At 70.0% G+C, this 22,712-nt stretch carries 15 protein-coding genes and 1 pseudogene; 2 read left to right on the top strand and 14 right to left on the bottom strand.

Annotation, left to right across the window (positions count from 1 at the left end; all coding sequences use genetic code 11):
• Window positions 1-140: 140 nt before the first annotated feature.
• From ACFUPX_RS20740 to ACFUPX_RS20715, 6 genes are all read right to left on the bottom strand, one after another.
• Window positions 141-1,442 carry a M50 family metallopeptidase gene (locus ACFUPX_RS20740; protein WP_383324287.1) on the bottom strand — a complete coding sequence of 434 codons (1,302 nt, stop codon included), beginning with the start codon at window positions 1,440-1,442 and terminating at the stop codon, window positions 141-143.
• Window positions 1,439-2,695 (bottom strand): 1-deoxy-D-xylulose-5-phosphate reductoisomerase, encoded by a 1,257-nt coding sequence (gene dxr / locus ACFUPX_RS20735; RefSeq protein ID WP_383324284.1) that lies wholly within the window; start codon window positions 2,693-2,695, stop codon window positions 1,439-1,441. Before dxr ends, ACFUPX_RS20740 begins: the two co-directional genes overlap by 4 nt.
• A gap of 124 nt (window positions 2,696-2,819) precedes the next feature.
• On the bottom strand, window positions 2,820-4,766 hold the full coding sequence (locus ACFUPX_RS20730) for an acyl-CoA dehydrogenase family protein (RefSeq protein ID WP_383324282.1): 1,947 nt from the start codon (window positions 4,764-4,766) through the stop codon (window positions 2,820-2,822).
• Window positions 4,767-4,991: 225 nt separating this feature from the next.
• Window positions 4,992-6,437 (bottom strand): aldehyde dehydrogenase family protein, encoded by a 1,446-nt coding sequence (locus ACFUPX_RS20725; RefSeq protein WP_383324279.1) that lies wholly within the window; start codon window positions 6,435-6,437, stop codon window positions 4,992-4,994.
• Between the two features lie 145 nt (window positions 6,438-6,582).
• A complete protein-coding gene (locus tag ACFUPX_RS20720) occupies window positions 6,583-8,169 on the bottom strand; it encodes a PucR family transcriptional regulator (protein ID WP_383324276.1) in 1,587 nt (528 codons plus the stop codon).
• Between the two features lie 205 nt (window positions 8,170-8,374).
• A complete protein-coding gene (locus ACFUPX_RS20715) occupies window positions 8,375-10,780 on the bottom strand; it encodes an ATP/GTP-binding protein (protein WP_383324273.1) in 2,406 nt (801 codons plus the stop codon).
• Window positions 10,781-11,092: 312 nt separating this feature from the next.
• Here ACFUPX_RS20715 and gabT point away from each other — a divergent pair, with 312 nt between their 5' ends.
• Window positions 11,093-12,427 (top strand): 4-aminobutyrate--2-oxoglutarate transaminase, encoded by a 1,335-nt coding sequence (gene gabT, locus ACFUPX_RS20710; protein ID WP_383324270.1) that lies wholly within the window; start codon window positions 11,093-11,095, stop codon window positions 12,425-12,427.
• 514 nt (window positions 12,428-12,941) lie between these two features.
• Entirely contained in the window at window positions 12,942-13,538 is a 597-nt protein-coding gene (locus ACFUPX_RS20705) for a phosphatase PAP2 family protein (RefSeq protein WP_383324267.1), read from the top strand.
• On the opposite strand, the pseudogene ACFUPX_RS20700 reads toward ACFUPX_RS20705, so the two are convergent.
• From ACFUPX_RS20700 to ACFUPX_RS20665, 8 genes and pseudogenes are all read right to left on the bottom strand, one after another.
• Window positions 13,526-14,530, bottom strand: a pseudogene (locus ACFUPX_RS20700) (chitinase); the annotation flags it as partial. The gene ACFUPX_RS20705 and the pseudogene ACFUPX_RS20700 sit on opposite strands and share 13 nt — an antisense overlap.
• Window positions 14,531-14,824: 294 nt before the next feature.
• Window positions 14,825-15,301 (bottom strand): hypothetical protein, encoded by a 477-nt coding sequence (locus ACFUPX_RS20695; RefSeq protein WP_383324264.1) that lies wholly within the window; start codon window positions 15,299-15,301, stop codon window positions 14,825-14,827.
• A gap of 150 nt (window positions 15,302-15,451) precedes the next feature.
• Window positions 15,452-16,870, bottom strand: coding sequence for an NAD(P)/FAD-dependent oxidoreductase (locus ACFUPX_RS20690; protein WP_383324261.1), 1,419 nt, complete (start codon window positions 16,868-16,870; stop codon window positions 15,452-15,454).
• A gap of 46 nt (window positions 16,871-16,916) precedes the next feature.
• Complete coding sequence (locus ACFUPX_RS20685; RefSeq protein WP_383324258.1) at window positions 16,917-17,720, bottom strand: ABC transporter permease; 804 nt, start codon at window positions 17,718-17,720, stop codon at window positions 16,917-16,919.
• Complete coding sequence (locus ACFUPX_RS20680) at window positions 17,720-18,649, bottom strand: ABC transporter permease (protein ID WP_383324255.1); 930 nt, start codon at window positions 18,647-18,649, stop codon at window positions 17,720-17,722. Before ACFUPX_RS20680 ends, ACFUPX_RS20685 begins: the two co-directional genes overlap by 1 nt.
• Window positions 18,646-19,806: an ABC transporter ATP-binding protein gene (locus ACFUPX_RS20675; protein WP_383324253.1), complete on the bottom strand. Its 1,161-nt coding sequence runs from the start codon at window positions 19,804-19,806 to the stop codon at window positions 18,646-18,648. The genes ACFUPX_RS20680 and ACFUPX_RS20675 overlap by 4 nt, the downstream gene beginning before the upstream one ends.
• 60 nt (window positions 19,807-19,866) lie before the next feature.
• Window positions 19,867-21,111: a PotD/PotF family extracellular solute-binding protein gene (locus tag ACFUPX_RS20670; protein ID WP_383324250.1), complete on the bottom strand. Its 1,245-nt coding sequence runs from the start codon at window positions 21,109-21,111 to the stop codon at window positions 19,867-19,869.
• Window positions 21,112-21,173: 62 nt separating this feature from the next.
• Entirely contained in the window at window positions 21,174-22,676 is a 1,503-nt protein-coding gene (locus ACFUPX_RS20665) for a gamma-aminobutyraldehyde dehydrogenase (protein ID WP_383324247.1), read from the bottom strand.
• Between the last annotated feature and the right edge of the window lie 36 nt (window positions 22,677-22,712).

Genomic DNA, 22,712 nt, shown 5'->3' with positions numbered 1-22,712 from the left:
GATCAAGGTCCCGAGTTCGGCGGGCTCCAGACTTCGAGATTACGGCACCCCATGGGGCCCGAGCACATCCCGCCCCCAAGTCCACTCAATGGTGAGCGACCGGACACATAGAGTGTCCGGCCGCCGCGAACTCCGCGTTATTAGGAGATTCTTACCGGATTAACCACATCCGCGATCAGGACCAGAATCGTGAAGCAGATGAAGATTCCGGCCACCACGTAGGCGACGGGCATCAGCTTCGCGACGTCGAAGGGGCCCGGGTCGGGACGCTTCATGAGCTTGGCCGCCCGGCGCCGCACCGACTCCCACAGCGCTCCCGCGATGTGCCCGCCGTCCAGCGGGAGCAGCGGCAGCATGTTGAAGAGGAACAGGGAGAGGTTGAAGCCCGCCACCAGGAACAGCATCATCGCGATCTGGTTCTCCGGCGGGATGTCCAGCGTGAAGACCTCGCCGCCCACGCGGGCCGCGCCCACGACGCCCATCGGGGAGTCCTGCTTGCGGTCGCCGTCGCCGAAGGCCGCGTCCCACAGGTCGGGGATCTTGGACGGCAGTGCGATGAGCGACTCGACGCCGCTCTCCATCATGTCGCCCATGCGGTTCACGGAGTCGCCGAAGCCCTGCTGGACGATGCCGGTGGCGGGGGTGAAGCCGAGGAAGCCCGCGTAGACGTACTTCCCCTGCACATAGCCGCCGTCGCCGTCCGTCTTGCTCACCTGGTTCTTGATCAGGTTCGCGTGCAGGTCGACCTTCTTGCCGTCGCGCTCGACCGTGATGGTGGCCGGGCCGATGGTCTCGCGGATCTTCCCCTGGAGCGCGGACCAGTCGTCGACCGGCTTCCCCTGGAAGGCCACGATCTTGTCGCCGAGCTTCAGTCCCGCCGCCTTGGCGGGCGCGACCGTGTCGCCCTTCGCGCACTTGGTGCGGTTCTCGCTCTGCTGGATGACACAGTCGGAGACCTTGCCGACCGACGTCGTCTGCGTACTGATGCCGAAGGTCATCATCACGCCGAGGAAGATCGCCACGGCGAGGATCAGGTTCATGAACGGACCCGCGAACATCACGATCACGCGCTTCCACGGCTTGCGCGTGTAGAAGAGGCGGGACTCGTCGCCGGGTTCGAGCTCCTCGAAGGCCGCCGAGCGGGCGTCCTCGATCATGCCGCGCCAGGGGGACGTCGAGCGTGCCTCTATGCGGCCGTCCGGACCCGGCGGGAACATGCCGATCATGCGGATGTACCCGCCGAGGGGGATGGCCTTGACGCCGTACTCGGTGTCGCCCTTCTTGCGCGAGAAGATCGTCGGGCCGAAGCCGACCATGTACTGCGGCACGCGGATGCCGAACAGCTTGGCGGTCGACAGGTGGCCCAGCTCGTGCCAGGCGATCGAGAACAGCAGCCCGACCGCGAAGACGACTATGCCGAGGATCATCATCAAGGTCGTCATGCGCGGGCCTCCGCGGTCGCCTTCGCCGTCAGTTCACGGGCCCGGGCACGCGCCCAGGTCTCCGCTTCGAGGACGTCCGCGACGGTCAGGGAAGTTCCCGCGGACGGTGTGCCGTGTTCGGCGACGACCTTCGTCACGGTCTCCATGATCCCGTTGAAGGGCAGGGCGCCGTTCAAGAACGCGTCCACGCACTCCTCGTTCGCCGCATTGAACACCGCCGGGGCCGTGCCCGCGAGCTTGCCCACATGCCGGGCGAGCCCGACCGACGGAAAAGCGTCGTCGTCGAGGGGGAAGAACTCCCAGTTCGACGCCTTCGTCCAGTCGAAGGCGGGAGCGGCGTCCGGCACCCGCTCGGGCCAGCCGATGCCGATGGCGATCGGTCCGCCCATGTCGGGCGGCGTGGCCTGGGCCAGCGTCGATCCGTCGGTGAACTCGACCATGGAGTGCACGTAGGACTGCGGGTGGACGACGACCTCGATGCGCTCGAAGGGGATGTCGTAGAGGAGGTGCGCCTCGATGACTTCCAGGCCCTTGTTGACGAGCGTCGCGGAGTTGACGGTGATGACCGGGCCCATGGCCCAGGTCGGGTGCGCGAGCGCGTCCTGGGGCGTGACGTTCGCCAGATCGGCCTTCGTACGTCCTCGGAACGGGCCCCCGGACGCCGTGACGACCAGCTTGCGCACATCGGCGCGGGTGCCCGCGGCGAGCGCCTGGAAGAGCGCGGCGTGCTCGGAGTCGACCGGGATGATCTGCCCCGGCTTCGCGAGCGCCTTGACCAGCGGGCCGCCGACGATCAGCGACTCCTTGTTGGCCAGCGCGAGGGTGCGGCCCGCTTCGAGCGCCGCGAGGGTGGGCGCGAGCCCGATGGAGCCGGTGATGCCGTTCAGGACGGTGTGGCAGTCCGACGCGGCGAGCTGGGTGGCCGCGTCGGGCCCCGCGAGGACCTCGGGCAGCGGCTCGTCGCCGTACTGCCCCTTCAGCGCCTCGCGCAGCGCCGGTACGACGTCCTCGCGGGCCACGGCCACGGTCCGCACCCGCAGCTGCCTGGCCTGCTCGGCGAGCAGGGCGACACGGCCGCCCGCGGCGGAGAGCGCGGTGACGCGGAAGCGACGGGGGTTGCGCAGGACGAGGTCGATGGCCTGGGTGCCGATCGACCCGGTCGAGCCGAGGATGACGATGTCCCGCGGACCGTCCGTCCCGACGGGGTCGAAGACGAGATGCGGGTCGGCGAGGGGGGCTGGACTGTCGCTCATCCCCCCATTCTTGCCTGGGCGGCGGCGCGAGGAGACACTGCGCCCCGATCCGGCCGGTCGGAATCGTGTTCCGGGGCGTTCCCCCGGAAGGGAACGCCCCGGAAAGGCGCGTCGGGCGGACCCGTCAGCGGATCGGCCGGTGGACGTTCTCCCGTGTGCTCGCGCCCGGTGTCGCGTCCGCGATCCAGGGGCCCTCGCCGCTGGGGTCGACGACGCCGGCCTCCAGCCAGGTGTACGTGCCGGACAGGACGCCCTTGACCACCTTGCGGTCGATGTCGTCCGTGTTGGTCCACAGCCGGTCGAAGAGCTCGTCGACGCGGATGCGGGACTGGCGGCAGAACGTGTCGGCCAGCTGGTAGGCCTCGCGGCCGTGGTCCTCCGTCGTCCGCAGGAGCTCCGCGCGCACGCACGCGGCGCTCATCGCGAAGAGTTCGGCGCCGATGTCGACCACGCGGCCCAGGAAGCCCTGCTTGGTCTCCATCTTTCCCTGCCAGCGCGACATCGCGTAGAACGTCGAGCGGGCCAGCTTGCGGGCGCCCCGTTCCACGTAGCGCAGGTGCGGGGAGAGGTCCGCGTGGCCGTCGGGGTGGAACTCGGCGTACGAGCGCGGGAGCTGACCCGGGCCCGTGACCAGCTTCGGCAGCCAGCGGGCGTAGAAACCGCCTGCCTTCGCGCCCGCCTTCGCCTTGTCGGAGAGGGACTTGTCCGGGTCGATCAGGTCGCCCGCCACCTTGAGGTGCGCGTCCACCGCCTCGCGGGCGATCAGCAGGTGCATGATCTCCGTCGAGCCCTCGAAGATGCGGTTGATCCGCAGGTCGCGCAGGACCTGCTCGGCCGGGACCGCGCGTTCACCGCGGGCCGCGAGGGACTCCGCCGTCTCGAAGCCGCGGCCGCCGCGGATCTGCACCAGCTCGTCGGCCATCAGACAGCCCATCTCGGAGCCGTACAGCTTGGCGAGCGCCGCCTCGATGCGAATGTCGTTGCGGTCCTCGTCGGCCATCTGGGAGGAGAGGTCGAGTACGGCCTCCAGGGCGAAGGTCGTCGCCGCGATGAACGAGATCTTCGCGCCGACCGCCTCGTGGAACGCGACCGGCTTGCCCCACTGCTCCCGCGCGCCCGACCACTCACGGGCGATCTTCAGGCACCACTTGCCCGCGCCGACGCACATCGCGGGCAACGAGAGGCGTCCGGTGTTGAGGGTCGTCAGGGCGATCTTCAGACCCGCGCCCTCGGGGCCGATGCGGTGCGCGGCGGGGACGCGGACCTGGTGGAAGCGGGTCACGCCGTTCTCCAGGCCGCGCAGGCCCATGAAGGCGTTGCGGTTCTCGACGGTGATGCCGTCCGCCGCCGCCTCGACCACGAACGCCGTGATGCCGCCCTTGTGGCCCTCGGACTTCGGTACGCGCGCCATGACGACCAGGAGGTCCGCGACGACGCCGTTCGTCGTCCAGAGCTTCACGCCGTCCAGTACGTACGAGTCGCCGTCCGGGACGGCCGCCATCGCCATGCGGGCCGGGTCGGAGCCGACGTCCGGCTCGGTCAGGAGGAACGCGCTGATGTCGGTGCGGGCGCAGCGCGGCAGGAACTCGTCCTTCTGCTCCTGGGTGCCGAACTGCTTGAGCGGCTGCGGTACGCCGATCGACTGGTGGGCGGAGAGCAGCGCGCCGATCGCCGGGCTCGCGGAGCCGACGAGGGCGAGGGCCTTGTTGTAGTAGACCTGCGTGAGGCCGAGCCCGCCGTACTGCGTGTCGATCTTCATGCCGAGGGCGCCGAGCTCCTTGAGGCCGTTCATCACCTCGTCGGGGATCTGCGCGTCACGCTCGATGCGGGCCGAGTCGATCTTCGTCTCGCAGAAGTCGCGGAGCTTGGCGAGGAATTCCTCGCCGCGCCGGGCGTCCTCGTCGGCGGGCATGGGGTGCGGGTGGATCAGGTCGAGCCGGAAGCGGCCGAGGAAGAGTTCCTTGGCGAAGCTGGGCTTGCGCCAGTCCTGTTCGCGGGCGGCCTCGGCGACCTGTCGGGCTTCGCGTTCGCTGACGGACGCCCCGGGAAGGGGTGTGGGTTGTTCGGGCATTGAGGAGCTCACCTCGCCGCGAAGTGGGGCCGATCGACTCCGGTTGACCCGATCTCGACCCGGTCGGTTACTGACTGGTGCTACTCGATCGTATGGATCGTATGTACCCGATCCGTCCGGAGCCCACCAGTCCTCGCGCAGCGTTCGGAGCATCCCGTACGCGCACAACGAGAACGGCCGGAGCCCCCGCACAGTGGGCTCCGGCCGTGGTACTCGGCGTACGGATCAGAGGGCGAGGCCCGTCATGACCATGACCCGCTCGTACGTGTAGTCGTCCATCGCGAAGCGGACGCCCTCGCGGCCCACGCCGGACTGCTTGACGCCGCCGTACGGCATCTGGTCGGCGCGGTAGGAGGGGGCGTCGCCGATGACCACGCCGCCGACCTCGAGGGCGCGGTGCGCGCGGAAGGCGGTCTGCAGGTCGTGCGTGAAGACGCCCGCCTGGAGGCCGTACTTGGAGTCGTTGACGGCGGCGAACGCCTCCGCCTCGCCGTCCACCTTCCTGATCGTGAGGACCGGGCCGAAGACCTCCTCGACGGCGATCGTCGCGTCGGCCGGTACGTCGGCGAGCACGGTCGGCGCGTACGAGGCGCCGTCCCGCTTGCCGCCCGCGAGCAGCTGCGCGCCCGCCTGGACGGCCTCGTCGACCCAGGACTCCACGCGCTTGGCGGCGTCCTCGTTGACGAGCGGGCCGACGTCGGTCTTCGGGTCGGACGGGTCGCCGGTGGCCTGGCCCTCGATGGCCGCAAGGACGCGCGGCACGAGCCGGTCGTACACGGAGGCGTCGGCGATGACGCGCTGCACCGAGATGCAGGACTGGCCGCCCTGGTAGTTGGAGAAGGTCGCGATGCGCGAGGCCGCCCAGTCGAGGTCCTCGTCGGAGGAGAAGTCGGACAGGACGACGGCGGCGCCGTTCCCGCCCAGCTCCAGCGTGCAGTGCTTGCGCGGCACCGAGTCCAGGATCGCGTACCCGACCTTCTCGGAACCCGTGAAGGAGATGACGGGAAGGCGCTCGTCCTGCACGAGGGCGGGCATCTTCTCGTTCGCGACCGGGAGCACCGACCAGGAGCCGGCGGGCAGCTCGGTCTCGGCGAGCAGCTCGCCGATGAGCAGGCCGGAGAGCGGGGTCGCGGGCGCCGGCTTGAGGATGATCGGCGTGCCGGACGCGATGGCCGGGGCGATCTTGTGGGCGCAGAGGTTCAGCGGGAAGTTGAACGGGGCGATGCCCAGGACGACACCCTTGGAGAAGCGGCGGGTGAAGGCGAGACGCCCCTGGCCACCGGCGTCCGTGTCGAGGCGCTGGGCCTCGCCGCCGTTGAACCGGCGGGCTTCCTCGGAGGCGAACCGGAAGACGGAGACGGCACGGCCGACCTCGCCACGGGCCCACTTGATCGGCTTGCCGTTCTCGGCGGAGATGAGCTGGGCGATCTCTTCCGTCCGCTCGACGAGCCTGCGGCTCACGTGGTCGAGCGCGGCGGCCCGCACGTGCGCCGGGGTCGCGGCGAACTCGTCGCGCACCGCGTACGCGGCGGCGACGGCCTCCTCGACCTGGGCGTCGGTCGGAACGGCAGCCTTGCCGACGACCCGTCCGTCCCAGGGCGACGTGACGTCGAGAGTGGTCTCACCGGTGGTCTGGCGACCGGCGAGCCAGAAGGCGTGGATGGAAGTCATGTCGATTCCCGGCCCTTCCGCGAAGGTGTGTCTTGGGGGGTACGTTCCCCACCGTAGGGGCGGCAAGGGTGCGGGACGTTTGTCCGACTCGGAGTGCCGGGCCGTGGGCTCGCGCCTCTTTGGCAGGGGAGCAATTCCCCCGCAGTCACTCCGTACCGCTCGAAGTCGCCTTCAGCGACAGCCACAGCTCCATGCGGACGTCCGGGTCGTCCAGGGAGCGGCCCAGGATCTCCTCGACCCTGCGCATGCGATAGCGCAGCGTGTGGCGGTGGACGCCGAGGTCCGCCGCCGCCGCGTCCCACTGGCCGTGGCGCGAGAGCCAGGCGCGCAGGGAGGCGATCAGGTCGCCGCGGCCCGTGGCGTCGTGTTCGAACAGGGCGCGCAGCAGGCCGTCGGCGAACGCCCGCACCGCGTCGTCGGCGAGCAGCGGAAGCACCGAGCCCGCCGCGAGGTCCTCGTGCTCGACCAGGGCGCGGCCCCGGCGCCGGGCGATGGACAGGGCCTGGTCGGCCTGTTTGTACGCGGTGGCCGCCGCGATCGGTCCCGCGGGCGCCGAGAGGCCGAGGAGGAGAGCGGCGCCGTCGCCCGCGCCCTTCTCCGGCGCATCGGACCGTCCGGCCTCCAGCGTCTGCGCGTAGGCGACGCAGGCCGCCGCGCCCGCGCCGCCGTCCACGACGAGCAGCACGAGCCGCTCGCCGTAGGGGACGACGAGGAGCGCTTCGCCCGCGCGCGCCGCGGCCGACTCGACGGCGTCGGTGAGCCCGGCGAACGGATCGGCGTCCTCCGGTGCGGAGGCCGGGACTTCCGCGACGACCAGGCGGAACGGCGCGTCCAGCAGGCTCCCGTACAGCTCCCCCGCCACCGTGCGGGCGTGGTCCGGCTCCCCGGCGAGCAGCATCCGCAGGACCGCGGAGCCGACCCGGGCCTCGGCGGCCTGGAGGGAGCGGTTGCGCTCCGTGGTGAGGGTGAGGAGCGCTATGGCCGAATGCAGTGCGTAGCGCTCGGCGGTGCCGAGGGTGGACGCCGTGCCGACGGCGAGCGCGGCGCGGGGCCGCCGTCCGGTGCCGATCGAGTGCAGCTCCACCCGGTCCTCGGCGCCCGCGACGACCGCGCTCGCGGGCGCGGCCCGGTCCCGCAGCCGCTCGACGTCGGAGGTGAGCCTGGCGGCCCTGCGGGAGGCCCACTCCGGCGCCGTGGCGACGACGGCGCCGGACGCGTCGTACAGCGCGGCCCAGCCGTCCACCTGTCCGGCGAGCGCACCGAGGAGCCCTTCGGGGCCGTCGCTCAGGGCCTGCTTGGTCAGCTCGCGCTGGGCGGCGAAGCCCGCCGTGACGGCGCGGTACTGGTCGGCGGCGATGGCCGCGGAGACTGCCTTGCTGATGGCGAGGAAGGGGGTGCGGCGCGGCACCTCCAGGAGCGGAAGCCCTTCGTCCGCGGCGGCCTCGACCAGCGCCTCCGGGATGTCCTTGTAATGCACCCCGACCGCGAACCCGAGCCCGACGACACCCGCCGCCGCGAGCCGCTTCACATAGCGGCGCATCGCCTCGGGATCCTCCGCGTCCAGCTTGAGCGCGGTGATCATGAGGAGCTCGCCGCCCTCCATGTAGGGCACGGGATCGGTGAGCTCACTGGCGTGCGCCCAGCGCACGGGCGCGTCCAGATGTTCCTCCCCCGCGCGCACGGTGAGCTTGAGCGCGGAGTGGTGGACGAGGGAGGCGAGCGTGGGCGGCATGGGGCCTTCAGGTCTGGTCAGCAGGTCAGGACGGCAGGTCTGGCAGCGGCGGGTGAGGCACGCGTCCCGGTCGGCCATTGAATCCCGGACGAGATGTGGATCTTTTGGCCGGTACGTATGAACGACCTGTGTCGATTCTGCCTCACCGTACGGTACGTACGGGACCGATTAACCCGTACGTACATCCCTGCCTGCGCCCCGGCGGCTAGCCCCGGAGATCGACCAGCAGGGGCGGGGCGTGCTCGCCCCGGACGTCGGTCAGCGAGAGCACGGCGTGGCCCGGGGGCACCCCGTGCGCCAGTTCGGAGGCTGACCAACGCTCACGCTCTACCTGGCGGACGGTGACTGCGTCCCTCGTCACGGCCTTGCCCGTGACGAGTTTCCGCAAGGCGTGCAAGGCGCGCGTCATCGGCTGATCGGCGAAGACCGCGTGCTGGGCGACCTCGCGGGTCTCGATCCACGAGGTGCCCCACGCCTCCGCGAAGCGTCTGCCGTCCCATGTGGTGACGCCGGAGAACGCCATACGGCAGCCCACGGTCGCGTACAACGGCCCCTGGAGCGCCTCGGGTACGTCACTGACGGTCCGCAAGGCCAGCACGACCCCGGCGTTCACGGACCGGAGTCGCTGGATGCCCTGGATCGTCTCGTCGGTCACCGTGCGGGTGGCGTCGTCGAGGACCAGGCAGACGAAGTGCTCGCGGTCGCCGCGGGTGTGCACCACCGAGTTGAACTGGGCCAGGAGCAGACGCGTGATCAGCCGCGAAGCCTCCCCGTGCCCCCGTTCGGGCAGGTCGATGCGCACGCGCATGGGGTGTTGCATCACCGCGCGCAGGGAGAACGGGCTGCCGCTCCCCGAGTCGAAGAAATCGGCGAAGGCGGGACGGTCGAGGAGCGCGAGCCGGTCGGCGAGCGCCGGTCCCGGATCGGCCGCGCTGCCCTGCTGGCGGACCCTCGCGTCGAGTTCGCGCCGCATCACGGCGTGCTCGTCGGACCGGAGGGAGTCGCGCAGCCCTGTCATGGCCGAGGGCACGCCTTCGAGCAGTTCACGCAGGGCGGGCACCGTGGGGAATCGGCCGTACGCCGCCCAGTAGGGGCCGAGCACCTGGGCCAGCGTCGTCGCCGCGCGGCGGCTGTCGACGGCGGCGAGGTCCCCGACGAGCCCCTCGGCCAGGAAGGACGCGGCCTCGTCGGGGTCCGAAGTGCCCGCGTAGAGGTCGAGGTCGTGCACGGACGCGGGGTCGCCGATCTTGACGACGACGTCATAGCCGTCGTCTCCACCCAGTGGTGTACCGGCCGCACACACCGCGACGACCGCGCTCTGGCGGGTGAGCGCCTGCAGGGACAGGGATTCCACGACCGGGCGGACGAGCCGCTCGGTCTTGCCCGCCCCGGAGGGGCCGACCGCCAAGAGCGAGGTGCCCAGGGCGGCGGACTCCAGGGCGATGCCCGCGCCGCGGCTGCCGGCGGGGTTGCGGTCCTCGGGCACGCACCGTCCGATGCGGACCTGCCCAACCAGCAGGTCGTGGGTCGCCGTGCGGGAGGGAAGATCGCGCGCTCCGGAGGGGTGCGTCCAGGCTGCCCCGGCCTGCCGCAGCACGGTCTCGTCGAACACGTCGCGCAGGGCGGGGTTCTCCCCCGCCGTGCTCCACGCCCGGCGCACCCGTACACAGTCGACGTCGTTCATCTGACCGCTCAGCAACGCGGCGGACAACACGTCCGCCGCCTTGTCCCGGCCCGCTCCCCTGAGCTCGGGCCACTGGGCCCGTGCCGCCATGGGAGCAGGCAGCCGGGGAGGCGCCGGCACCAGGCCGTCCGCGGCCGGCCGCGAGCGGTCGAGCCATGTGCGCAGAAAACCCACCCAGCCCCCCAGCTTCGCGAACGGCCAGAGCACCCCGGCCGTGATCAGCACATACAGCCCGTACGTGATGATTTCGTTCGCGAAGATCTCGTAACCGCCCGAGAACAGCGCGATCAGCGCCATCGCGCCGGTGAAAATCGGCAGCGGATCCCAGGCGACCCAGGGGAAAGCCTCCGGCCAGACGAACATCAGCACGATCAGCGCGCCAGCCGCAGCGCGGAGCGCGCGGCTGGGCTGTTCCCGGCGGCTGATGAGGTGCCGAAACGCCTCGACCCAGTTCCCAAGGCGGCCGACTCCATAGACCAGAAGCCCGAAGACCACGCTGCTGATAGCCGTCAGGGCTTCGTCGCCCTGCCACTTCTCCTCGATCGGATCGATGGTCCCCGAATGGAACCAGCCTGCCGGAGTGAGAAGCCAGATCAGCGGCCTCTGGTAGGGGATGTCCTGCTGCCGCCACAACGACCAGACGAACAGCCCGATCAGCAGGGAAATCACCAACCCCGCCAGCAGGGCGCGGTCCATCCGCCGATCTTCCTCGCCGCCCGGGGGCGGCGGAACATACCGGAATCTCCAGATGCCGAGCCCCGCCTTGGGCCGCGGCGCCGACAGCCAGTCGGCGACGGCCGACAGCGCACCGGGCGGCCGACGCGGCACCGGAGGCAGCCCCGCGGGCACGGGCGGCGGGGCGTGCGAAGGACGCGGCACGGGGGTGGCATGAGTGCCGTACGCGTCCTGCGTGCCGTCGGAATCCATGATTCTTGCCCCCTGGCCTGCCGCTCTCGTGGTCCGCGGCTCAATCTAGTGCCCCTCCAGGGGGAGTTCACCGATTACGCGCCCGGGACCTGCGGGAACACCCTGCCCCGCACAGACCCCGATAGGGACGAAAGCCGCACCCCGCCCACCCCCGCCACCACCCACCGCTATGTCCACCACGGACAACCGCCACGCCCGACAACTCCCCCGTGGAGCATGCCCGCCCCCACCCTCCGCCCCTAACCTGCGAAAGAAAGCAGCAACGAAAGCAAGCATCGAGCGTCCGCCTCGCCCCACCCCCAGGAGCACCCCATGACCGCACTTCCGCAGGAGCGCCGCGTCGTCACCGCCATCCCCGGGCCGAAGTCTCAGGAGCTTCAGGCCCGCCGTACCGCCACGGTCGCCGGCGGCGTGGGTTCCGTGCTGCCTGTGTTCGCGGCGCGCGCGGGGGGCGGCATCATCGAGGACGTCGACGGCAACCGCTTCATCGACTTCGGCTCCGGCATCGCCGTGACGTCGGTCGGTGCCAGCGCCGAGGCCGTCGTACGCCGTGCGACCGCGCAGCTCGCCGACTTCACCCACACCTGTTTCATGGTCACGCCGTACGAGGGGTACGTCGCCGTCGCCGAGCAGCTCGCGGAGCTGACGCCGGGTGACCACGCGAAGAAGTCCGCGCTCTTCAACTCCGGCGCCGAGGCCGTCGAGAACGCCGTCAAGATCGCCCGTGCGCACACCAAGCGCCAGGCCGTCGTCGTCTTCGACCACGGCTACCACGGCCGTACGAACCTCACGATGGCGCTGACCAGCAAGAACATGCCGTACAAGAACGGCTTCGGGCCGTTCGCGCCCGAGGTCTACCGCGTGCCGGTGGCCTACGGCTACCGCTGGCCGACGGGCGAGGAGAACGCCGGCCCCGAGGCCGCCAAGCAGGTCATCGACCAGATCGGCAAGCAGGTCGGCGCCGAGAACGTGGCCGCGATCATCATCGAGCCGGTGCTCGGCGAGGGCGGCTTCATCGAGCCCGCCAAGGGCTTCCTGCCGGAGATCGTGAAGTACGCCAACGACAACGGCATCGTCTTCGTCGCGGACGAGATCCAGTCCGGCTTCTGCCGCACCGGCCAGTGGTTCGCCTGCGAGGACGAGGGCATCGTCCCGGACCTGATCACGACCGCCAAGGGCATCGCGGGCGGCCTGCCGCTCGCCGCCGTCACGGGCCGCGCCGAGATCATGGACGCCGCCCACTCCGGCGGCCTCGGCGGCACCTACGGCGGCAACCCGGTGGCCTGCGCCGGTGCGCTCGGCGCCATCGAGACGATGAAGGAGCTCGACCTCAACGGCAAGGCGAAGGCCATCGAGGCGACGATGAAGGCCCGCCTGAACGCCATCGCGGAGAAGTACGACATCGTCGGCGACGTCCGCGGCCGTGGCGCGATGATCGCCATCGAGCTGGTCAAGGACCGCGCCACGAAGGAGCCGAACGCCGAGGCGACGGCCGCGCTCGCCAAGGCCTGCCACGCGGAGGGCCTGCTCGTCCTCACCTGTGGCACGTACGGCAACGTCCTGCGCTTCCTGCCGCCGCTGGTCATCGGCGACGACCTCCTGAACGAGGGCCTGGACATCATCGAGGCGGCGTTCGCGCGCGTCTGATCGGGTACGAGGGCCAGCACCCGACGGAGCCGGGATCACCCCAAAGGGGGAAGATCCCGGCTCCGCATGTATCCGCACATGCCCTGACGTGTGGGTACCTCGCGCGGTGCGGCAGCCGTGACCTGGGGTGACCGTCAGGGCGTGTGAAGAAGGTGTGCGGGCCCCATGACGGGTTGCCGTTCCGCCTGTCGGCCCGCCACCACCTGACGTACGGTTTCTGCAGATGAGAGAAACACCCCGCCCACAGGGGACTGTGGGCGACACCGGGACGGAGCCTCCCCAGCCCCGTCTTGGTCGTGCCCTCGCGCACACACCCGGAGTCTCTGGCTCCGGAACTCCTCACCGATCGGACGACCGCCCGCCCCAAACCCCCCGGGGCGTGCGGAACACCGGTCAGGACGGCCGCCTCGGAACTACCCCCCCTGTTCCGGGGCGGCCGACCATTTTCCCGACTTTCCCGACGCTTTCTCTCCTCAGCCTCTGCGCACTGCTCTTCGCGCTCATCACCTGGCAAGTGATCGCCGACGGCCCCCTCCGCCACGCGGACGAGCGGCTCGGCCCCTGGATCACCGGCAGCCGCCTCCCGGACGGCGCCGCGGAATTCCTCGCCGATCTGGGCGGGGTCGCCATCGCCGCCCCGGTCCTCGCCGCCGCCATCGCCTACGCGGGCTGGCGCGGCCACCGCTCGGGCGCGTTCCGCTGGTGGCTGCCCCCGGCGGTCGCCGCCGTGGCCATGGTGGCGGTCCCCGTACTCGTGATCCCCCTCAAGGAACTCATCGCCCGCACGGGCCCACCCGGCATGGACGGCACCGGCTACTACCCCTCGGGCCACACCGCCACCGCCATGGTCTCCTACGGCGGAGCGGCGCTGCTCCTGCTCCCCTACCTGCGCGGCACGTACGCCCGACGCGAACTGGTCATCGCCTGCGCCCTGTTGAACTTCGGGGTCGGCCTCGGCCTTGTGCGCCGGGGGTATCACTGGCCGCTGGACGTGGTGGCCAGTTGGTGCTTGTTCGGGATGGTGCTGCAAGGGATGGTGCTCGTGGTGGCGCGGTACGGCCGCCGCGCCACCGATGCGGACACCGGCGCCGGCGCGGATCAGCCGAAGTAGCCGTCGAAGTTCTTCGAGAACTCCCCGTTGTTGTGGCGGTCCCAGTTGATCGACCAGGTCATCAGGCCGCGCAGGGCGGGCCAGGTGCCGTGGGTCTTGTACGTGCCGCAGTTCGTGGCCTTCGTCAGGCAGTCCAGGGACTTGTTGACCTCCGTCGTGGGGACGTGGCCGTTGCCCGCGTTCGTCGACGCGGGCATGCCGATGGCCACCTTCTCCGGGGGCAGCGCGGGGAACACGTTGTTCGTGTCGCCCGCCACCGGGAAGCCGGTGAGCAGCATGTCGGTCATCGCTATGTGGAAGTCCGCGCCGCCCATCGAGTGGTACTGGTTGTCCAGGCCCATGATCGGGCCCGAGTTGTAGTCCTGGACGTGCAGGAGCGTGAGGTCGTCGCGCAGGGCGTGGATGACCGGGAGGTAGGCGCCGGCGCGGGGGTCCTGGCCGCCCCATTTTCCTGTTCCGTAGAACTGGTAGCCGAGCTGCACGAAGAAGGTCTCCGGGGCCATCGTGAGCGTGAAGCCGCTGCCGTACTTGGACTTCAGGGTCTTGACGGCCGCGATGAGGTTCACGATCGACGGGGTCCTGGGGTTCTTGAAGTCCGTGTCGTCGGCGTTCAGCGAGAGGGAGTGGCCCTCGAAGTCGATGTCCAGGCCGTCGAGTCCGTACTCGTCGATGATCGCGGAGACCGAGGAGACGAACGTGTCGCGGGCCTGGGCGGTGATCAGCTGGACCTGGCCGTTCTGGCCGCCGATGGAGATCAGCACCTTCTTGCCCGCCGCCTGCTTGGCCTTGACCGCGGCCTTGAACTCGTCCTTGGACTCGACGCCGGGGCACTCGGTCCGCGGACAGAGGTCGAAGCGGATGTCGCCGGACGTGGCGGAGGTCGGCTCGCCGAACGCGAGGTCGATGATGTCCCAGCTCTCGGGGACGTCCGCGAGCCGGGTGTAGCCGGACCCGTTGGCGAAGCTCGTGTGCAGATAGCCGACCAAGGCGTGGTCGGCTGCGGTGGCGGCTGCGGCTTTCGGTGCGGGGCTCGTGGGAGCGCCTGCCGATGCCTCGGCCGCCAGCAGGCCCGACGCGGCGAGCGCGCAGGCCGTGGCCGCTGCCACGGTGAGACGTCTGATGCGGCGCGCGAGGGGACGCGGCGATGAACGGTCCACAACTACCTCCGGGCATGGGGGGATGGGAGGGTGGGCCGCTTAATTTGGTCCAGACCAATCGTGTTGTCAAGGTCCCGTCAAGAACTCCTGCGTCACGAATCGCTGGGGCAAGAGCCGCTCCGTCGAGAGCTACTCCTCCGTCTGCTCCCCGCCCTGCGGAGCCAGCTGCGCCGCCGCCTCGTGCATCGCGAGTTCGAGCAGCGCCGGATCCGTCAGCGTGCCCGAGCCGTCGGGCGGGACGAGCCAGCGGACGCCGCCCGTGGAACGCCCGGGGTACGGGACCACGATCCAGGTGCCGCGCCCCGCGCCGCGTACGCCCGTGCCGAGCCAGCGGGCCACCGTGCCCGCCGGCACGAAGAACCCCATGCGGGAGTCGCCGAAGTCGGCGAGTACCGGGCCGGGGCGGTCGATGCAGCGGGTCAGCACGTCCAGCGTGGGGTAGCCGAGCTCGCCGGGAAGGATGAGTACGTCCCAGAGCTTGCCCGCGGGAAGGAGTGCGACCCCCAGGGGATTGCGCTCCCACTCCCAGCGGCAGGCCTCCGGATCCGGCGCCACCGATACCAGCCATTCGACCGCCGACTTCGCTCCCGAGTCCGAGCCAGTCATGGCAGGACCTCCCTCTCTCCTGGGCAACAGCTGTGCTTGTCACAGGAGAGAGGGGGCTCGGGCCGGAGCATTACGCGGGTTCCGCGAACTTGTTGACGAACCGTCGATAGACGCGGTCGGACTCGGGGACGGCAGAACCCGCAGAACCGGTCAGCTGTCGAAGCCCAGGCCCAGCTTGTCCATCGTCTTCAGCCACAGATTGCGCCTGCCGCCGTTCTCGTCCGCGCGCGCCAGCGACCACTTGGTCAGGGCCACGCCCGTCCATGCGAACGGCTCGGGCGGGAACGGCAGCGGCTTCGTGCGCACCATCTCCAGCGACGTACGCTCCGTGCGCTCGCCGGAGAGCAGGTCCAGCATGACGTCGGCGCCGAAGCGGGTGGCCCCGACACCGAGCCCGGTGTAGCCCGCCGCGTACGCGACGCGCCCCGCGTGAGCCGTGCCGAAGAACGCCGAGAAGCGCGAGCACGTGTCGATCGCGCCGCCCCACGCGTGCGTGAACCGGACCCCCTCCAGCTGCGGGAAGCAGGTGAAGAAGTGGCCCGCCAGCTTCGCGTACGTCTCGGGGCGGTCGTCGTGCTCGGCGCGCAGCTTGCCCCCGAAGGGGTAGATCGCGTCGTAACCGCCCCAGAGGATGCGGTTGTCGGCGGAGAGCCGGAAGTAGTGGAACTGGTTGGCGCTGTCGCCCAGGCCCTGGCGGTTCTTCCAGCCGATGGCCGCCAGTTGCTCCTCGGTCAGCGGCTCCGTCATCAGCGCGTAGTCGTAGACCGGCACGGTGTACGCGCGCACGCGCTTGACCAGCGAAGGAAAGATGTTCGTGGCGAGCGCGACCTGCCGGGCGCGGATCCGGCCGTACGGAGTGCGCACGGCCATCCCGGGTCCCGACGCGACGAGTTCGAGCGCGGGCGTGTGCTCGTAGACGCGTACGCCCTTCTCCAGGCAGGCCCGCTTGAGTCCCCAGGCCAGCTTCGCCGGGTGGAGCATGGCGACGCCTTCGCGGTCCCAGAGGCCGCCGAGGAAGGTCGGCGAGTCGACGTGCTCGCGCAGGGCGTCCGCGTCGAGCAGCTCGGAGCCGCCCACGAGGCCGTGCTCCGCCATCTCGTCGTACATCTCGCGCAGTTCGGTGAGCTGGTGCGGCTGCGTTGCCACGTCGATCTCGCCGGTGCGCTCGAAGTCACAGTCGATGGAGTAGCGCTTGACGGCCGCCTCGATCTCGTCGAGGTTGCGGGCGCCGAGCTCCTCCAGCTTGGCGATCTCGCCGGGCCAGCGGGACAGGCCGTTGGAGATGCCATGGGTGAGGGAGGCGGCGCAGAAGCCGCCGTTGCGCCCTGAGGCGGCCCAGCCCGCCTCGCGGCCCTCGACCAGGACCACGTCGCGGTCCGGGTTGCGTTCCTTGGCGATCAGCGCGGTCCACAGTCCGCTGTAGCCGCCGCCGACGACGAGCAGGTCGCACTGCTCGTCGCCGGTCAGGGCCGGTTCGGCGGGCGGCTTGCCGGGGTCGTCGAGCCAGTACGAGACCGGCTTGGCACCGGAGAGGGACTTGGTCCAACGGGTCATGGCGCTTGGGGCCATGATTTCCACTCCTTCAGAATTCTTGCCGGGTTACCGGATTCCCGGGTTACCGGGATTGCTTGTTGCGGCGCTTTCCGACGATCATCCCGCCGAGCACCAGGAGAACGGCGACGAGGAACATCGCCGTGCCGATGACATTGATCTGAACGGGCGTACCGCGCTGCGCCGATCCCCAGACGAACATGGGGAACGTCACGGTCGAGCCCGCGTTGAAGTTCGTGATGATGAAATCGTCGAAGGAGAGCGCGAAGGCGAGCAGCGCGCCCGCCGCGATGCCCGGCGCGGCGATCGGCAGCGTGACCCGGACGAAGGTCTGCACCGGGCCCGCGTAGAGGTCCTGCGCGGCCTGTTCCAGACGCGGGTCCATGGACATCACGCGCGCCTTGACGGCCGTCACCACGAAGCTGAGGCAGAACATGATGTGGGCGATGAGAATCGTCCAGAAGCCGAGCTGCGCGCCCATGTTGAGGAAGAGCGTGAGCAGCGAGGCGGCCATGACGACCTCGGGCATCGCCATCGGCAGGAAGATCAGCGAGCTGACCGCGCCGCGCGCCCGGAAGCGGTAACGGACGAGCGCGAAGGCGATCATCGTGCCGAGTACGGTCGCGCCGATCGTCGCCCAGGCCGCGATCTGCAGGCTCAAGCTGAGCGAGCCGCACATGTCGGCGACGCCGCAGGGGTCCTTCCAGGCGTCGAGCGAGAAGTCCTGCCAGGCGTAATTGAAGCGCCCCTTCGGCTTGTTGAAGGAGAACACCGTCACGACGACGTTGGGCAGCAGCAGATACGCGAGCGTGAGAAGACCCGCGATGACGACGAATTTGCCGCGGATCCAGCGGAAGAAGGCAGCCATCAGACGAGATCCTCTGTCCCGGACTTGCGGATGTAGAAGGTGACCATGACGAGGATCGCCGCCATCAGAATGAAGGAGAGAGCCGCGGCCGTCGGGTAATCCAGAATGCGCAGGAATTGCGTCTGGATGACGTTGCCGACCATGCGGGTGTCGGTGGAGCCGAGCAGATCCGCGTTGACGTAGTCGCCCGCCGCCGGGATGAAGGTGAGCAGCGTCCCGGAGACGACACCCGGCATGGAGAGCGGGAAGGTCACCTTGCGGAAGGTCGTGGACGGCTTCGCGTAGAGGTCGCCGGCCGCTTCGTGCAGCCTGCCGTCGATGCGTTCGAGGGAGGTGTAGAGCGGCAGGATCATGAACGGCAGGAAGTTGTACGTGAGTCCGCAGATCACCGCGAGCGGTGTGGCCAGGACCCGGTCGCCGTCCGTGACGCCGATCCAGCTGGTGACGTCCAGGACGTGCAGCGTGTTGAGGGCGCCCACGACGGGGCCGCCGTCCGCGAGGATCGTCTTCCACGCCAGCGTACGGATGAGGAAGCTGGTGAAGAACGGCGCGATGACCAGGACGAGGATGAGGTTGCGCCAGCGGCCCGCACGGAACGCGATGAGATACGCGAGCGGATAGCCGAGCAGCAGGCACAGGACCGTGGCGGCGCCGGCGTACATCACCGAGCGCAGGAACTGCGGCCAGTAGTCGGTCAGCGCGTCCCAGTAGGTGGCGAAGTGCCAGGTGACCTTGAAGCCGTCTTCCAGGGAGCCCGTCTGGACGGACGTGGAGGCCTGGTAGACCAGCGGCAGCGCGAAGAAGACGACGAGCCACAGGATGCCGGGGAGCAGCAGCCAGTAGGGGACGAGACGCCCGCGCTTGCGGATCTTGCGCGGCGGCTCGTCCGGCTCCTGCGCCGGGGCCGCCTTGGTGAGGGTGGTCGTCATGCGGAGGCGTCCTCCTCGACCTTTTCCACGCCCGCGTCGATGTCCTGGGCGGCGTCCAGGCCGAAGGTGTGGGCGGGGTTCCAGTGCAGGACGACCTCGACGCCGGGGACCAGGCGGGTGTCGCGCTCGATGTTCTGGGCGTAGACCTCGAACGCGTCGCAGAGCGGGCTGTCGATGACGTACTGCGTCGATACGCCGATGAAGCTGCTGTCGGCGATGCGGCCGGTGATGCGGTTGCGCCCCGCGGGGATCTGCCCCGCCTCGTCGGCGTGCGTGAGGGAGATCTTCTCGGGGCGTACGCCGAGGATGACCTTGCCGCCGGTGGTGGTGGGCGCCGTACATCGCGCGGCGGGCAGCGTGAGCTTGCCGTCACCTGCCTTGAGGGTGAGGTCGTCGCCGCTGCGGCCCGCGATCTCGGCCTCTATGAAGTTCGAGGTGCCCAGGAAGTTGGCGACGAATGTCGTGCGCGGGTTCTCGTAGAGGTCGGCGGGAGCGCCGAGCTGTTCGACCTGGCCCGCGTTCATCACCGCGACCTGGTCGGCCATCGTCATGGCCTCCTCCTGGTCGTGCGTGACGTGGATGAACGTGATGCCCACCTCGGTCTGGATGCGCTTGAGTTCGAGCTGCATCTGGCGGCGCAGCTTGAGGTCGAGGGCGCCGAGCGGCTCGTCCAGGAGCAGCACCTTGGGGTGGTTGATCAGGGCGCGGGCGACGGCGACGCGCTGCTGCTGGCCGCCGGAGAGCTGGTGGGGCTTCTTGCGGGCCTGCTCGCCGAGCTGGACGAGGTCGAGCATGTCGCCGACCTTGCCCTTGACCGACTTGATGCCGCGGCGGCGCAGACCGAAGGCGACGTTCTCGAAGATGTCGAGGTGCGGGAAGAGGGCGTACGACTGGAAGACCGTGTTGACGGGCCGCTTGTACGGCGGCAGCGCCGTGACGTCCTGCTCGCCCAGGTGCACGGTGCCCGAGCTCGGCTCCTCAAGACCCGCGATCATGCGGAGCGTGGTGGTCTTGCCACAGCCGGACGCGCCGAGCAGCGCGAAGAAGGAGCCCTGCGGCACGGTGAGGTCGAGCGGTCGGACGGCCTTGAAGGAGCCGTACGTCTTGCTGATCCCGGTGAGGCGGACGTCGCCGCCGTGTTCTGTAGCAGTCGTCATGGTGCGTCCAGGGGGTCGAGGGGCCGAGGGAGTCGACAGGAGAGGGTGAGGGATCAGGGATCAGGAACCGGTCAGCTTGGCGAACTTCTCCTCGTACGCCGTCTCTTCCTTCGGCGTCAGGGAGCGGAACCCGTGGGACTTCGCCGCCATCTCCTTGTCCGGGAGGATCAGCGGGTTCGCCGCGGCCTTCTTGTCGAGCTTCGCGAGCTCGGGGCGCACACCGTCCACGGGACAGACGTAGTTGATGTACGCGGCCAGACGCGCGGCGGGCTTCGGCTCGTAGTAGTAGTCGATGAGCCGCTCGGCGTTGCGCTTGTGGCGTGCCTTGTTCGGGACGAGCAGGTTGTCCGTGGACGTGATGTAGCCCTGGTCCGGGACGTGGAAGGCGATGTCGGGGTTGTCGGCCTGGAGCTGGACGATGTCGCCGGCCCAGCCGAGGCAGGCGGCGAGGTCGCCCTTGTCGAGGTCCGACGTGTAGTCGTTGCCCGTGAAGCGGCGGATCTGCTTCTTGTCGACGGCCTTCTGCAGGCGGGCGATGGCCGCGTCGAAGTCGTCGTCGGTGAACTTCGAGGGGTCCTTGCCCATGTCGATGAGCGTCATGCCGACGCTGTCGCGCATCTCGGAGAGGAAGCCGACGCGCCCCTTGAGCTTGGGGTTGTCCAGGAGCTGCGAGACGGAGGTGATCTCTTCGCCGTCGGTCGCCTTCTTGTTGTACGCGATGACGGTGGAGATGCCGGTCCAGGGATACGAGTAGGCGCGCCCCGGGTCCCAGTCCGGGTTGCGGAACTGGGTGGCCAGATTGGTGTACGCGTGCGGCAGGTTGGCCGGGTCGAGTTTCTGCACCCAGCCGAAGCGGATGAGCCGGGACGCGAGCCAGTCCGTGACGCAGATGAGGTCGCGCCCGGTCTCCTGGCCCGCCGCGAGCTGCGGCTTGATCTTCCCGAAGAACTCGACGTTGTCGTTGATGTCCTCGGTGTACTTGACCTTGATCCCGGTGCGTTCGGTGAACGCGTCCAGGGTGGGGCGGCGCTCGTCGTCGTCGACGTCCATGTACTCGGTCCAGTTGGAGAAGTTGATCTGCTTCTCGTCGGCCGAGTGGTCGTCGGAGGAGACCTCGCCCTGGCTCTTGCTCGCTGCCGGGATCCCGCAGGCGCTGAGGGCGCCGAGACCGCCGACGGCGAACGCGCCGCTCGCGGAGGCGCGCAGCAGGGAGCGGCGGGTGAGGGCGGCCCTGCCGTTCCTGAAGCTGCGGTGCATGGCGGCCAGTTGGGCCGGGGAGAGGCGGTCGGGCTCGTACTGCTCCATGCGCTTGGTTGCCCTTTCGGGAGGATGGGCGGCCGCTGGTCGGACGGCCTTCCAGCTGTCGGCTATCGGTCCCCGAAGATCGTGCGGTGCCAGTCCTTGCGGACGACCGCGGTGTTGTCGAACATGACGTGCTTGATCTGGGTGTACTCCTCGAAGGAGTAGGCGGACATGTCCTTTCCGTAGCCGGATGCCTTGTATCCGCCGTGCGGCATGTCGCTGAGGATCGGGATGTGGTCGTTGACCCACACGCAGCCCGCCTTGATCTCGCGCGTCGCACGGTTGGCGCGGAACACGTCGCGGCTCCAGGCGGAGGCGGCAAGCCCGTACGGAGTGTCGTTCGCGAGCCTGATGCCCTCGTCGTCGGAGTCGAAGGGCAGCACGACGAGGACGGGGCCGAAGACCTCGGACTGCACGATCTCGCTGTCCTGCGCGGCGTCGGCGATGAGGGTGGGCTTGTAGAAGGCGCCGGGGTGGTCTAGGGCCTCTCCGCCGGTGACCACGCGCGCGTAGGAGCGTGCCCGGTCGACGAAACCGGCGACGCGGTCGCGGTGGACGTGCGAGATGAGCGGGCCCAGGTCGGTGTCGTCCGCGAAGGGATCACCGAGGCGGACGGTCTCCATGAGCGCGGCGACGCCGTCCACGAAGGCCTTGTACAGCGGACGTTGGACGTACGCGCGCGTGGCGGCCGTGCAGTCCTGCCCGGTGTTGATGAGTGCGCCCGCGACCGCGCCGTGCACGGCGGCGTCCAGGTCGGCGTCGTCGAAGACGACGAACGGCGCCTTGCCGCCGAGCTCCAGGTGCAGCCGCTTCACGGTGGCGGTGGCGATCTCGGCGACGCGCTTGCCGACGCCGGTGGACCCGGTGAAGGACGTCATGGCGACGTCGGGGTGGCCCACGAGCCGCTCCCCCGCGTCACGCCCGGCCCCGCTGACGATGTTGACGACGCCGTCCGGGATGCCCGCCTCGGTGGCCGCCTGCGCGAAGAGCAGCGAGGTGAAGGGGGTGAGCTCGGCGGGCTTGAGGACGATGGTGTTGCCCGCGGCGATGGCGGGGAGCACCTTCCAGGCGGCCATCTGGAGGGGGTAGTTCCAGGGGGCGATGGAGCCGACGACACCGATGGGCTCACGCCGTACGTACGAGGTGTGGTCGCCGGAGTACTCACCGGCCGACTGGCCCTGGAGGTGCCGGGCGGCGCCCGCGAAGAAGGCGGCGTTGTCGACGGTGCCGGGGACGTCGAACTCCCGGCTGAGCTTGATGGGCTTGCCGCACTGGAGCGACTCGGCCTGCGCGAACTCCTCGGCGCGCTCGGCCAGTACGCCGGCGAAGCGGTGCATGGCGTCGGAGCGCTCGCCCGGGGTCGCGCCCGCCCACTCGGGGAAGGCGTGCGCGGCGGCGGCCACGGCGGCGTCGACGTCCTTCTCGCCCGCGAGTTCGTAGCGGTGGACCTCGGCGCCGGTGGCCGGGTCGACGACGGCGTGGGAGCGCCCCGATGTGCCCTTGGTCAGCCGTCCCGCGATGTACTGCGCGCCGTCCGCGAAGTGGTCCTGCGCCTGGAAGTTGTGCATGACGCTCTCCTCCGCCGTCGTCCCCGTCCCAGGGGG

It is taken from the genome of Streptomyces sp. NPDC057302, from assembly GCF_042667685.1.
Classification (GTDB): Bacteria; Actinomycetota; Actinomycetes; order Streptomycetales; family Streptomycetaceae; genus Streptomyces.
The sequence above is the reverse complement of the archived record's forward strand: the minus strand, read 5'-3'. Positions and strand labels throughout refer to the sequence as shown.

Coding starts and splice junctions, on each gene's coding strand:
- ACFUPX_RS20740 (WP_383324287.1), bottom strand. CDS start 1,442: ATGACGACCTTGATGATGATCCTCGGCATAGTCGTCTTCGCGGTCGGG.
- dxr (WP_383324284.1), bottom strand. CDS start 2,695: ATGAGCGACAGTCCAGCCCCCCTCGCCGACCCGCATCTCGTCTTCGAC.
- ACFUPX_RS20730 (WP_383324282.1), bottom strand. CDS start 4,766: ATGCCCGAACAACCCACACCCCTTCCCGGGGCGTCCGTCAGCGAACGC.
- ACFUPX_RS20725 (WP_383324279.1), bottom strand. CDS start 6,437: ATGACTTCCATCCACGCCTTCTGGCTCGCCGGTCGCCAGACCACCGGT.
- ACFUPX_RS20720 (WP_383324276.1), bottom strand. CDS start 8,169: ATGCCGCCCACGCTCGCCTCCCTCGTCCACCACTCCGCGCTCAAGCTC.
- ACFUPX_RS20715 (WP_383324273.1), bottom strand. CDS start 10,780: ATGGATTCCGACGGCACGCAGGACGCGTACGGCACTCATGCCACCCCC.
- gabT (WP_383324270.1), top strand. CDS start 11,093: ATGACCGCACTTCCGCAGGAGCGCCGCGTCGTCACCGCCATCCCCGGG.
- ACFUPX_RS20695 (WP_383324264.1), bottom strand. CDS start 15,301: ATGACTGGCTCGGACTCGGGAGCGAAGTCGGCGGTCGAATGGCTGGTA.
- ACFUPX_RS20690 (WP_383324261.1), bottom strand. CDS start 16,870: ATGGCCCCAAGCGCCATGACCCGTTGGACCAAGTCCCTCTCCGGTGCC.
- ACFUPX_RS20685 (WP_383324258.1), bottom strand. CDS start 17,720: ATGGCTGCCTTCTTCCGCTGGATCCGCGGCAAATTCGTCGTCATCGCG.
- ACFUPX_RS20680 (WP_383324255.1), bottom strand. CDS start 18,649: ATGACGACCACCCTCACCAAGGCGGCCCCGGCGCAGGAGCCGGACGAG.
- ACFUPX_RS20675 (WP_383324253.1), bottom strand. CDS start 19,806: ATGACGACTGCTACAGAACACGGCGGCGACGTCCGCCTCACCGGGATC.
- ACFUPX_RS20670 (WP_383324250.1), bottom strand. CDS start 21,111: ATGGAGCAGTACGAGCCCGACCGCCTCTCCCCGGCCCAACTGGCCGCC.
- ACFUPX_RS20665 (WP_383324247.1), bottom strand. CDS start 22,676: ATGCACAACTTCCAGGCGCAGGACCACTTCGCGGACGGCGCGCAGTAC.